This is a genomic window from Ruegeria sp. ANG10 (assembly GCF_040705255.1).
GTDB lineage: Bacteria > Pseudomonadota > Alphaproteobacteria > Rhodobacterales > Rhodobacteraceae > Ruegeria.
In genome coordinates this window covers 291,169-303,653 of record NZ_JBFCVU010000002.1, presented here as the reverse complement: position 1 = coordinate 303,653, position 12,485 = coordinate 291,169, and the positions used below count along the sequence as shown (strand labels likewise).

The 12,485-nt window shown below is 58.3% G+C and carries 13 protein-coding genes; 9 read left to right on the top strand and 4 right to left on the bottom strand.

Translation table 11 applies throughout. The annotated features are described in order from the left end of the window. Nucleotides 1–48: 48 nt before the first annotated feature. The gene (gene tyrS, locus AB1A64_RS05535; RefSeq protein ID WP_366550506.1) at nt 49–1,302 is read right to left on the bottom strand and encodes a tyrosine--tRNA ligase; all 1,254 of its coding nucleotides are present in this window, start codon (nt 1,300–1,302) and stop codon (nt 49–51) included. A gap of 92 nt (nt 1,303–1,394) precedes the next feature. Further along, nucleotides 1,395–2,660, bottom strand: a complete 1,266-nt coding sequence (locus AB1A64_RS05530; RefSeq protein WP_366550505.1) for an MFS transporter — start codon at nt 2,658–2,660, stop codon at nt 1,395–1,397. 195 nt (nt 2,661–2,855) lie between these two features. On the opposite strand from AB1A64_RS05530, the gene AB1A64_RS05525 reads away from it, so the two are divergent. Next, complete coding sequence (locus AB1A64_RS05525; protein ID WP_366550504.1) at nt 2,856–3,977, top strand: anhydro-N-acetylmuramic acid kinase; 1,122 nt, start codon at nt 2,856–2,858, stop codon at nt 3,975–3,977. Nucleotides 3,978–4,042: 65 nt separating this feature from the next. Continuing rightward, nucleotides 4,043–4,687: a dimethylsulfonioproprionate lyase family protein gene (locus AB1A64_RS05520; protein ID WP_366550503.1), complete on the top strand. Its 645-nt coding sequence runs from the start codon at nt 4,043–4,045 to the stop codon at nt 4,685–4,687. 69 nt (nt 4,688–4,756) lie between these two features. Here AB1A64_RS05520 and AB1A64_RS05515 read toward each other — a convergent pair whose 3' ends face one another. Together AB1A64_RS05515 and AB1A64_RS05510 are read right to left on the bottom strand one after the other, a co-directional pair. Then, nucleotides 4,757–5,644, bottom strand: a complete 888-nt coding sequence (locus tag AB1A64_RS05515; RefSeq protein WP_366550502.1) for a fatty acid desaturase — start codon at nt 5,642–5,644, stop codon at nt 4,757–4,759. Nucleotides 5,645–5,647: 3 nt separating this feature from the next. Further along, nucleotides 5,648–6,067 carry a cupin domain-containing protein gene (locus tag AB1A64_RS05510; RefSeq protein ID WP_366550501.1) on the bottom strand — a complete coding sequence of 140 codons (420 nt, stop codon included), beginning with the start codon at nt 6,065–6,067 and terminating at the stop codon, nt 5,648–5,650. 87 nt (nt 6,068–6,154) lie between these two features. On the opposite strand from AB1A64_RS05510, the gene AB1A64_RS05505 reads away from it, so the two are divergent. The 7 genes from AB1A64_RS05505 (at nt 6,155) to AB1A64_RS05475 (ending at nt 12,314) form a co-directional block, all read left to right on the top strand. Next, complete coding sequence (locus AB1A64_RS05505; protein ID WP_366550500.1) at nt 6,155–7,573, top strand: protein adenylyltransferase SelO; 1,419 nt, start codon at nt 6,155–6,157, stop codon at nt 7,571–7,573. 155 nt (nt 7,574–7,728) lie between these two features. After that, nucleotides 7,729–8,094, top strand: a complete 366-nt coding sequence (locus tag AB1A64_RS05500) for a hypothetical protein (protein ID WP_366550499.1) — start codon at nt 7,729–7,731, stop codon at nt 8,092–8,094. 38 nt (nt 8,095–8,132) lie between these two features. Further along, complete coding sequence (locus AB1A64_RS05495) at nt 8,133–8,843, top strand: endonuclease/exonuclease/phosphatase family protein (protein ID WP_366550498.1); 711 nt, start codon at nt 8,133–8,135, stop codon at nt 8,841–8,843. A gap of 73 nt (nt 8,844–8,916) precedes the next feature. After that, complete coding sequence (locus tag AB1A64_RS05490) at nt 8,917–9,330, top strand: Fur family transcriptional regulator (RefSeq protein ID WP_170348959.1); 414 nt, start codon at nt 8,917–8,919, stop codon at nt 9,328–9,330. 133 nt (nt 9,331–9,463) lie between these two features. Beyond that, a complete protein-coding gene (locus AB1A64_RS05485) occupies nt 9,464–10,345 on the top strand; it encodes a DMT family transporter (protein ID WP_366550497.1) in 882 nt (293 codons plus the stop codon). Nucleotides 10,346–10,490: 145 nt separating this feature from the next. Then, nucleotides 10,491–11,768 (top strand): phosphopyruvate hydratase, encoded by a 1,278-nt coding sequence (gene eno, locus AB1A64_RS05480; RefSeq protein ID WP_366550496.1) that lies wholly within the window; start codon nt 10,491–10,493, stop codon nt 11,766–11,768. A gap of 39 nt (nt 11,769–11,807) precedes the next feature. Further along, nucleotides 11,808–12,314, top strand: a complete 507-nt coding sequence (locus tag AB1A64_RS05475) for a GNAT family N-acetyltransferase (RefSeq protein ID WP_366550495.1) — start codon at nt 11,808–11,810, stop codon at nt 12,312–12,314. The last annotated feature ends 171 nt before the right edge of the window (nt 12,315–12,485 follow it).

Here is a 12,485-nt window from a genome sequence, read left to right as displayed (position 1 = left end):
ACGGCCACCCGATGGGGTGGCCGTTATTTGTAATGGGCAGGTCTGTGATCAGCCTAGCTGCACCAGCGCGTGTCGCTTTTTACCGGCACTCAGCTTGATTGGCGACGACAGCGCGCCTGCGTCGATCATCAACCCCGCATCGGTCAGCGGGGCGTCATCCAGTTTGGCGCCGTTCTCGGCGATCAGGCGTTTGGCCTCTTTGCCCGATTTGGCCAGACCCGATTTCACGATGACTTGCACGATGGACATGCCATCGCCCAACTCATCTGCGCTGAGGGTCAGGGTAGGAAGATCGCCACCCACGCCGCCCTTTTCGAACACTTCGCGTGCGGTTGCTTCGGCCTTGGATGCGGCCTCGGCCCCGTGCAGCAGGGTAGTGATTTCGTTCGCCAAGCGGATTTTGGCTTCGTTGATCTCGGACCCTTGCAGCTCGCCCAGGCGCTCGCACTCATCCACCGGCATTTCGGTGTAGAGCTTCAGGAACCGCCCGACATCCGCATCGGTGGTGTTGCGCCAGAACTGCCAGAACTCGTAGGGCGAGCGCATCTCGGCGTTCAGCCACACGGCGCCGTCCTGAGATTTACCCATCTTCTTGCCGTCGCTGGTGGTCAGCAGCGGCGAGGTCAGGCCGTAGATCTCATGATCCAGCACACGGCGGGTCAGGTCGATCCCGTTGACGATATTGCCCCACTGGTCGCTGCCGCCCATCTGCAGAACGCAGCCATAACGGCGGTTCAGCTCAAGGAAATCATAAGCCTGCAGGATCATGTAGTTGAATTCGAGGAAGCTGAGCGATTGTTCTCGATCCAGCCGTGATTTCACGGACTCAAACGAAAGCATGCGGTTGACCGAGAAGTGCCGCCCGATGTCGCGCAGGAAATCGAGGTAGTTCAGGTCGTCCAGCCATTCGGCATTGTTCAGCATCAGCGCCTTGTTTTCGGCGTCGCTGTCATAGTCGATATAGGCCGAGAACACCTTTTTGATGCCGGCGATGTTCTCGTCGATCTGTTCGGGGCCCAGCAAGGGGCGTTCGTCCGCGCGGAACGACGGGTCGCCCACCTTGGTGGTGCCGCCGCCCATCAGGGTAATTGGCTGGTGACCGGTTTTCTGGAACCACCGAAGCATCATGATCTGGATCAGGCTACCCACATGCAACGACTTGGCCGTCGCATCAAAGCCGATATAGGCCGGTTTGCACCCACTGATCAGCGCTTCGTCAAGGCCCTGATAATCGGTGCAGTCGGCCAGAAAGCCGCGCTCGATCATCGTGGCGATGAAATCCGATTTGGGGTGGTAGGTCATATCGTGCCCTTTGGGTTGATGTTGCGGGGCACTGTATAGGCGTCGCTTTGGGCAAGGAAAAGCCACCATTTCCAAGAAAAACGTGGGCAGTGTCAGCTTTTGGTTGGCGGCAGCCGCAGCGCATAGAGCATTGCGATCAGGTTCAGCACGGCCAGCGCAAAGATCGGCGTGACCGGATCGTGCCAATGCGCCACCGCGCCCAGGATTGCAGCAAAAACCATACCGATCAGACCAGCGCTGACATCGCCCAGGGCGACCAGATAGGGACGCTCCTGTTCTGAGGTCTTTTCGATGATATAGAGATAGCGGCCATAGATAACGCCATTTCCACCCAGCGACAGCAGCAGGATGACCAGCGCATAGGCCCAGACGTATTGCGCGTACCCCAGATAGGTGAAGGCCAGAGCCAGAACTGCGGAAAGTGTCGAAATAAGACATCCCAGCCACATCACCGGCTTTACCGAAATCCGCCCGCTGAGCCAGCCCCACAGGATCGAGCCGAGAACCATGCCCAGACTGGCTGCCATCACGAAATAGCTGAGCGAGTGTTTTGTGCTTGTGTGAAAGGTCGCCGCGTGGATCGTATAAAATGGCATGGCCAATTCCACCGAAACAAAGATCAGGCGTGCAGTCAGAAACTTGCGATACCAGGAATATGTCATACCGGTTTTGAACGCGGTTATCAGCTCGGCCAGCGGTTTGGGTTTGCTTTTTGGCACCGGCGCGCGGGCCTGCTCTGCTTCCAGTAGCCGAACACCGGCAAAACTGACACCAGAAGCGAACATGGCGACGACGCCGCACCACAGGACGACAATATGGCGCTGCATCGGTTGGTCCGAGGCCAGCAGGTCGCGCGTCATCCAGACCACCAGGATCGCCAGAACGCCCGAGATCGTGGCCTGCGCAAACACCATCCGATTGCGCTTCGCCTCGGGCACCGAGATGCCGTAGATTTGGCTAGTGCCCAGGCTGGTGATCCCTTGGCACAGTCCCATAACAACCGAAGTCGTCAGAAACAGAAGAACGATCAGGAGGTTGGGCAGGTTTGTTGCAAACAATGCGACGACGGCCAGAATAGAGGCAGTTAGTATGTTCGGCACATAAACCGCCAGCTTCGCGCGGGTTACCCGGTTGATGAACGGAGACATGAAAATCTCGGCTATCAGGCGCGATCCGGTCACAAATGGCAGCAACAGGCCAGCGAAAAACGTCGGGGCCCCCAAGGCCAGATACAGGAAGGGCAGCACCAGATTGGGATTCACCAACTGCCCACCGATTGTGGCCAGCGACCCTGACCAGAAAATCAGCTGGTAGTTACGCCCTTCAGTGGGTTGGTTGGGGGTCTGTGTGTCTGTCATGGCCGTCCGTTTAGGGTGCAGATGTCCGCAATGGTTACTCAGGCTGCGCGCGCGTGCAACTGTCGCGTTCAGCGGATTGTGGTTGCAGGCGCGCAGGTTGAACCAAAAATACGCGCGCGCCGTGCTATGTGACTTGCCTAGTGGGGTCTCAAACAGGCAGGTTAAGAGCCATAAAACAAGATAAATGAGGTGAGCGTGAACCGGGCCATCAGGAAAGGCGGGCCGATCAAAGCCCTGGGTGCAATGTCTGGCACGTCGCTGGACGGTGTAGATGCTGCGGTGGTGGAAACCGACGGGCATCACATCATCGGTTTTGGACCCAGCGGCTATCGCGCCTATACCAAGGCCGAGCGCAGCGATTTGCGCGCAGCGCTGGGTCAATGGCACGGCTCGGACGTGGACAAGGCGGCTGAGCTGGTCACTATTGCGCATGCCGAGGCGCTCTCGGAATTTGAAGAGATCGACCTGATCGGCTTTCACGGTCAGACTCTGGCGCATGAACCGCATGGTCGGGGTACGCTGCAAGTGGGCGATGGCAAGGGGTTGGCGCAGGCCTTGGGCGTGCCGGTCGTCTGGGATTTCCGTAGTGACGACGTGGCGATGGGGGGTGAGGGCGCGCCCCTGGCGCCATTCTTCCACTTTGCCTGCGCAAAATGGATCGGGGCGACCCAGCCGCTGTGTTTCCTGAACCTCGGCGGTGTGGGGAACCTAACCTATGTGGACCCCGGATTTGACGGCCCGGAAGCGCCCGGAGCTTTGCTGGCTTTTGACACCGGCCCCGCCAATGCGCCCGTTGATGACCTGATGCAGGCGCGCCTGGGCCTGCCGATGGACCGCGACGGAGCGGTCGCGCGTGGCGGCACTGTCGAGATGGGCGCGCTCGAGCTGTTTCTGGCCGAGCCTTACTTTACGCGGATGCCCCCTAAGTCTCTTGACCGGAACGACTTTGCCGAGATGATCCAGTTGGTTCAGGAGCTAAACGATGCCGACGCCGTGGCCACCCTGACCGGCATGTGTGCGGCGGGCGTGCTGCAGGGGATGGAACACTGCCCCAAACCGCCCGCGCGCCTTCTGGTCACTGGTGGCGGACGGCACAACCCGGTGCTGATGGAAATGCTGCGCGTCGCGCTTGATTGCCCGGTCGAACCGGTCGAAGCAGTGGGGCTGGACGGCGACATGCTCGAGGCACAGGCCTTCGCCTATCTCGCAGTACGTGTGGCGCGGGGGTTGCCGACATCCTGCCCCGGAACAACCGGGGTCAAAGCTCTTGTTGGGGGTGGGGTTGTTAGTACGGTTTCGATGGGTGCCGCTGGCTGAAGGGAATTTGGCGGGAACTTTCGAGATTAGGTCTTCGGGTCGCTCGGCAGCAAAATTTGCATTCGATGTCGCATGCAGACAAACCCAAGTCTGAATACTGGCTATCCTCGCTCTTTATGAGCAAGGAAGGCGTTTACCAGAATCTACTGCAACAAGCTCGGGATGCATATGTCAGCCATCCCCAGATGACGTCTTTCGCACCGTTTCCTGATGACATTCAAAGGCAGGAGATTGCGCCATTTCATCTCCCGTGTGGCGACGTGTTACGGCAGAAGGCGGGGCTGGTATCACAAACCTATGCTCACCTGCAGGATGCGATCGTAAACGCAGCACCTTACGCGGTTTGGCGAGAAACCTACAAACACACAGATATCGGCGATCGTTTCCTGAATAATTTTGGATGTTATTCCATCGTCGGAGCAGGAGGGCCGTTCTCATCGAACAAACTCTGGCTTTGGATTGTTCACATGCCGCCTCAGCTTTACTATCCGTGGCATCATCATCCGGCAGAAGAAATGTACATGGTGATTTCGGGAACTGGCGTGTTCAAACGCGAGGGCTGTCCGAGTGAAACCCTCGGCGAAGGCGGCACTGTGTTTCACGAAAGCAATCAGCCGCATGCAATGGAAACGCAGGACGATCCGGTATTGTGCCTTGTGGCCTGGCGCAACCGTTTCGATACGCCTCCTGTCCTGACCCCTTCCGATTGAACGGTTGGATCGGGGTGACGTTGACCAGCTTTTTTGTCGGAGGTCAAAGGGCCACTAGAAGATGGATCTTCACTTCAGAGACTTGATGTAATCCTGTGTAAAATCGGAATACCCGTCTGAAGTTGATTTCAGATATGCTTGGGTCCGATCGTGCAGAGTCGGCAACTGATGAAACGGCACGTTGGGAAAAGCGTGGTGTTCGGCGTGGTAGGGCATGTTCCAGGCCAGAAACCGGACGATGCGATTGGTGAAGGTGGTGCGTGAGTTCTCAAGCATATTGGCGACCTGGGGGCACAGGCCATGCTCGGCCAGAAGATACAGGCGCAGAACGGGTTGTGCGATCAGAACCGGCAGGAGCCACAACCAGAACAGCGCTGATGAATAGAGCAGGCTGAGACCGACAAAGACGTAGAGAACCAGCAATAGCCGCGCCTCAACACGCATGGCGCGGTGTTGGCGGGCAGGCAGGTAGGGGGCGTCGATCCGACCAAAGGCGTTTTGCATCAGAACCTTTGCCATCGCGCTCCAATACGGCCAGCCGCTGAGGTAAATCAGCAGGTCCCGCCAATTTCCGGGTCGTGGTTTGCCACCCAGTTCGGGGTCCTTTTTCGGGTGATTAGTCCATTTGTGATGCGCCAGATGGAAATACCGAAACCACGTAAAGGGCAGGGCGATTGGGATAGACACCAGATGCCCGATGACATCGTTCAGCCAGCCGCTGCGAAACGGTGTCTTGTGTGTACACTCGTGGCTGAGCGTGAACAGGAAAACCAGAAGGATGCCTTGGGGAAGGACAAACAGGGGCCACAGAGGGACCCTCAGAGCGATACAGGCAGAGGTAACTGCCAGTAGAGCGCCATACATCGCCAGATGCCGCAGCCCGGCCGCGTCAGATCGTTGCTGAAGCCTGTCTTTCGCCTCGGGCGGGATCGACGCTATGAGGGCGCGGTGGTCCATGGCTTACTCGCGCGCGATATCGAATCCCGGCGCGGCCAACACAAAGCCGTCGAATTCGAACCCGGGTGAGACAGTGCAGCTGACCAGTGTGTACGCTCCGGTCGATTGCGCCGATTGCCAGTGGTTCTTGGGTACGATCAATTGCGGCGCACCTTTGGTCAGGTCGGGGGTCAGCAGGTGATCGGTGGCGGGGCCGTCGTCGGTGGCGCTGACGGACAGGGTCAGTGGCGCCCCCGCATGATACAGCCAGATCTCGGTCGCATCGACGCGGTGCCAGTGGCTGCGTTCGCCCGCCTGCAGCAGGAAATAGATGCAAGTACCGGTGGCGCGGCCTTCGTTTTCGGCCCGCCATGTTTCACGAAACCAGCCGCCTTCGGGATGGCGCTGCAACTGTAAATGGTCGATGATTTCCTGCGCGGTCATTGGGGCCTCTTGCTTGGTTGTGGTGATTATGCACGCAGGCGTGCAATCCGCTATGGTATTTACGTGTATCGACCATATGTTTGCCGCATGACCCTAAATATCCCGTTTGACAACAGTTACGCCCGCCTTCCCAACACGTTTTTCGCCCGGCAGGCGCCGGTGCCTGTGCGCGCACCGCGTTTGATTGCGTTCAATGAAGGTCTGGCTCGCGTTCTGGGGTTCACTCCGGGAAATGTGCAGGAGATGGCCGAGGTTTTCGCCGGGAATGCCCTGCCTGACGGGGCCGAGCCCATTGCTCAGCTTTATTCCGGCCATCAGTTCGGCACCTACAACCCGCAGCTTGGCGATGGGCGCGCGGTATTGCTGGGTGAGACGATCGGAACCGACGGCGTGCGGCGGGATATACAACTGAAGGGTTCGGGGCAGACGCCGTTCAGCCGCCAGGGTGATGGACGCGCGTGGCTTGGACCGGTTCTGCGCGAATATGTGGTGTCCGAGGCGATGCACGCGCTGGGCATACCGACCACCCGAGCGTTGGCTGCAGTTGAGACCGGAGAGATCGTATTGCGCGAAGGCCCGATGCCGGGCGCGGTGCTGACCCGCGTGGCGCGAAGCCATCTGCGTGTGGGGACGTTTCAGGTGTTTGCCGCACGACGGCAGGTCGACAGCTTGAACCGGCTGACCGAATACGCCATCGCCCGACACTATCCGCAGGCCCAAGGGCCCATGGGCCTGCTGCGGGCGGTAAGGGACGTGCAGGCGCGGCTGATTGCGCAATGGATGAGCGTTGGGTTTATCCATGGGGTGATGAACACCGATAACTTCTCGATCGCCGGAGAAACCATCGACTATGGGCCTTGTGCCTTCATGGACATCTATCACCCGAATACGGTCTACAGTTCAATCGACCGGATGGGACGATATGCCTATTCCAATCAACCGGACATTGCCGTGTGGAACCTGGCGCAATTGGCGACCTCTTTGATCCAGCAGGTCGAGGACCCCGAGGCCGCCGTTCACGAGGCCACCGAGATCGTGCATGCAATGCCGGGACTGATCCAACAGGAATGGCTGACCCGCTTCCGGGCCAAGATTGGTTTGACGACCGAGGATAAGGGCGACGAGGCACTGATCACCGATCTGCTGACCCGGATGGCCCATAACAGTGCCGATTTCACCAATACGTTCCGGGCGCTGGGCAGTGACACAGCCCGCGATCAGTTCCTGAACCCCGAAGCCTATGATGAATGGGCTGATGGCTGGCAGGCGCGACTGGCCCGTGAAAAAGACCCGCAAGCGGTGATGAATGCCGCCAACCCGGCCTTTATCCCACGCAACCACCGGGTCGAGCAGATGATACAGGCTGCTGTCCAAGGCGATTTTGCCCCGTTCCATCGGTTGAACGCGGTGCTTGCCCGCGCGTACGAGGATCAACCCGACGCAACCGACCTGACGCGCCCACCGACCGAAAGCGAAGTGGTCCACGCGACGTTCTGTGGGACATAGCGAATATCAAAACTTGAACGTCGATTTTTTAAGCATTCGATTGGGCGTTCTTCAGAACATAATGCCAAGCGACTTACCATCGGTACATAATGCTGCATAATGGACGCAACCGGGGGAACTGCAGATAAAATCAGTTTTGTTTTAGGGAGCATAAAATGCGCTACGCCATTTTGTTGGAAGACGCGGACGGTGTGTCTTATTTTGAAGATCGCGAGATTGATTTCGAACTCAAGACCTTTGCCCCTCCGGCCGCACCGTTTCTGGTCTCAAAAGAGGTCGATGCCGCGCGTATTGCCTTCTTGTCACTGCCTGCTGGGTGGATAGGGGTGCAGCACCGTTCCCCGAAACCCCAACTTGCGACGGTTCTGTCCGGTACGTTTCGAGTTCAGGCGGGGTCGGGCGAAATACGTGATTTCAAAACGGGTGACTTGTTTTGGGCCGAAGATGTCACGGGAACAGGCCATAGCTCGTCCGCCGAAGGGGGTGAGCCTGCCAACCTTATGATTACGCAGTTTCAATAGGGGCCGGGTGCCGAGGAACCTTTGATGTCAGACACAGGATGCCAATGACCAAACCATCAACCCTGCGTATCGCCAGCTATAACATTCAGAAATGTGTGGGTCTGGATTTTCGGCGGCAGCCTCAGCGTATCATGCAGGTCATCGACAGCATGCAGGCCGATATCGTCGTCCTGCAAGAGGCCGACAAACGCTTGCCACCCCGACCTGCCGCCTTGCCGCATTTCATGCTGGATGAGGCCGGCTGGCAGATCGTCGACCTGGGCGGGGCAGGCAGTCTGGGCTGGCATGGAAACGCAGTCATCTGGCGTGGAGAGTCGATCCGGGTGCGGCAGACCGGGCACCACGACCTGCCAGGGTTAGAGCCGCGCGGCGCCGTGCGTGTAGAATTCGACACCCAAATCGGCCCGCTGCGGGTGATGGGAATGCATCTTGGGCTGCTGCCAGCGTCGCGGCGACAGCAGATCACGCATATCCGCCGCTTTGATGGGGATCTGGACAACATGCCCACCGTGTGGGCCGGGGATTTCAACGAATGGTCGCGACAGCCTGTGTTGGACCATCTGGCCCCGGACATGCGCTTCCTGGCGCCGGTTCCAAGCTTTCCAGCCGCGCAACCCCTTGGGGCGCTGGACCGTATCGCGCTGGGCGCTGGGCTTGAGGCGGTCGTCCACGGCGTGCATGACGCACGCCCTGCGCATATTGCATCCGACCACCTGCCGATCTGGGCCGACTTGCGACGGGTGGCCTAGGATGCAATTCCCCTGTGGCGCGATCCGCGCAGACGTATTAAGACAGAATCCCGAACTACTCTGAGGGTCACTTATGTCCGATACGATCATCGCCCGCTGCGAAGCAAAAGGTCTGCGCATGACGGGACAGCGCCGCACAATCGCGCAGGTGCTGCAACAAAGTGAGGATCACCCGGATGTAGAGGAACTGTATGCCCGCGCCTCGAAGGTGGATTCGGGCATCTCAATCGCTACGGTCTATCGCACTGTCAAACTGTTCGAAGAAGCCGGGATTCTTGACCGGCTGGAATTCGGTGATGGCCGCGCGCGGTATGAGGATGCCGAGCGGGATCACCATGACCACCTGATCGATATGCAATCCGGCAAGGTGATCGAATTTGTCGACCCCGAGATCGAAGTGTTGCAGGAAAAGATCGCGGCAAAGCTGGGGTATAAGCTGAAAGGCCACCGGCTGGAACTGTACGGCGTGCCGCTGGAACAGGACTGATCCATCACAAAACGCGAACGTCGGGCGCACGGGAATTCATGCTTTCCGGGCGGATAATGCTTGCCTGAACGGCTTACTTGCGATTTTGCTGAGAAAAGCGGCATTGGGGCCGCAGGATTCAACGGACACGGTCATGAACAACGTACACGGCATTTTGCTGGTCGTCGGCGCGATGGCGGCATTTGCGCTTGAGGATATGTTCATCAAGCATCTGTCGGTGACAGTATCGACCGGCCAGATCATGATTGTGTTGGGTGTGATCTGCAGCCTGGCCTTTGTCGTGATGTCGTTGGCCACGCGCAAACGTATCCTTGATCCGGTGGCATGGCAGCCTCTGCCTCTGATGCGCGCCGGGACCGAAGCGGTTGGGGCGCTGAGTTTTGTGACCGCGCTGTCTCTGGTCGATCTGTCCACCGTGGCTGCCGTGTTTCAGGCGATGCCGCTGGCCGTCACCATGGGGGCCGCGCTGTTTCTGGGCGAGCATGTCGGCTGGCGACGGTGGAGCGCGATTGGCATCGGCTTCATCGGCGTGCTGATGATTATCCGCCCAGGGCTTGCGGGGTTCCAGCCCGAGTCGCTGTTTGTCGTGGCCAGTGTGCTTGCCATTGCCGCGCGGGACCTGATCACCCGTAAGCTGGATGTTCGTGTGGCCTCGTCCGTGGTCGCCCTGCAGGCCTATGTCGCCGTGGCATTTGCTGGCGTGGCGTTGATGGTGTTTTCCGCACAACCCGTTGTGCCGCTGCACACGTGGCAGATCGGTCCTTATCTGGGTGCTGTTGGCTTTGGTTTTCTGGGCTACTATGGCATCGTCATTGCCATGCGGATTGGTGAGGCCTCGGCCCTGACGCCATTCCGGTACACAAGGCTGATCTTTTCGATCATGGCAGGCATGCTGATGTTCGGTGAACGCCCCGACCTGATGACGCTGGCTGGGGCTACGTTGATTATGGGGTCGGGCATGTACACCTTTATTCGCGAACGCCGTCTGGCCCGAGAACTGGCAGTCGCAGCCTGACGGATCGTCGCAGGTTGGCGCAAACAGGGTATTGTTAGCCCTAAAGGGCCGGGAATATGTATGTTAGCGATAACATAACCGGTTTACTTTTCACCTAGTGATGGTATGAGGCGTGCAACTGATTGCAGCCACAGGAACGGGCCTCATGAGTACCATCATCGACATCCACGCACGCGAAATTCTGGACAGCCGGGGCAATCCGACCGTTGAGGTCGATGTGATTCTGGAAGACGGCACTATGGGCCGCGCCGCAGTGCCCTCGGGCGCGTCGACCGGCGCTTATGAGGCGGTGGAAAAGCGTGACGGTGACAAATCGCGCTATTTGGGCAAGGGCGTGTTGGAGGCCGTCGCCGCCGTGAACGGTGAGATTGCCGAAGAACTGGTGGGTTTTGACGCGACCGAGCAGGTTGCTATCGACGGCGCGATGATCGAACTGGACGGAACCGAGAATAAGGGCCGTCTGGGCGCCAACGCCATTCTGGGTGTCTCGCTGGCCACTGCCAAAGCCGCAGCCGATTTCACCACGCAGCCCTTGTATCGTTATGTCGGCGGCACCTCGGCCCGCGTTCTGCCCGTGCCGATGATGAACATCATCAACGGTGGTGAGCACGCGGACAACCCGATCGACATTCAGGAATTCATGATCATGCCAACTGCGGCCGCGAATATCCGCGAAGCCGTGCGTATGGGGTCTGAGGTGTTCCATACCCTTAAACGCGAACTATCGGCCGCTGGTCTGGCCACCGGAGTGGGCGACGAGGGTGGCTTTGCTCCCAACATCGCTTCCACCCGCGAAGCGTTGGATTTCATCCTGCAAGCCGTCGAAAAGGCGGGCTACAAACCCGGTGAGGAAATACACTTGGCGCTGGACTGTGCCGCCACCGAATATTTCCGCGACGGTAAATACGTGCTGTCGGGCGAGAATATCTCGCTGACGTCGGAACAAAACGCCGAATATCTGGCGACACTGGTTAACGATTACCCGATCATCTCGATCGAAGACGGCATGTCAGAAGATGACTGGGATGGCTGGAAGGCGCTGACCGATGCCATCGGTGACAAAGTTCAGCTGGTAGGTGACGATCTGTTCGTAACCAACCCCGAACGTCTGGCCGAAGGGATCGACCGTGGCTGCGCCAACTCGATGCTGGTCAAGGTGAACCAGATCGGCTCACTGACCGAAACCCTGCGCGCCGTCGATATGGCCCATCGCGCGGGTTATACCAACGTGATGTCGCACCGTTCGGGCGAGACCGAGGACGCCACCATTGCCGACCTGGCCGTGGCGACCAATTGCGGTCAGATCAAAACCGGATCACTGGCACGCTCGGACCGGTTGGCCAAGTATAACCAGCTGATCCGTATCGAAGAATCGCTGGGCGAGGTTGCCGAATATGCTGGGGCTTCGATCCTTAAGCGCTGAGTGTTATTCTGATCCTCAAACCTATTTGAGGATCAGCGATTGCTTAGCATCATAGAACCCAGAACGCCGGACCACTTTGATGCGGTCCGGCGTTTGTGTTGGGAATATCGCGATTTCCTGCTGACGCTGGATGAGAAATCGCAGCGAATTGTTCAGACCATCTATTCGCAGGATAAATATGCCCGCGTGATGGAGGCCATCGAGGCAGAACACAGCCCGCCGAAGGGTGGCGCGTGTCTGGCGCTGAAGGGCGATCAATCCGTCGGGTGCGGCATGTTCCACACGATCGAGCCGGGCGTGGCCGAGATCAAGCGCGTATTCGTCCGGGACAGCGCCCGCGGTACGGGGGCAGGTCGTGCCATCATGCTGTCTTTGATCCAGCAATGCCGCGAACAGGGGTTTGACCTGATCCGCATGGACACTGGCAAACCCTTGCAAACTGCGACCCGATTATACCTCTCGATGGGGTTCATTCTGCGGGACGCATATGCCGAGATCCCGGAAATCGCCGACGGTCATCTGCTGTTTTTCGAGATGAAATTGTAGCGGAACGGATAAGTAAGACCTTTTAGCCAAATTATTTTGCGCCGCTTTCCTGTTGTTAACGCATGGAAAAAGCATAAACTTAAATTTTTTTCAGCATAATTCACGTTATGTGTGAACTTTTTCCTATTTGTCTCAATTTGAGCTGACTTATTGTGCCTGCATTACAGAAAA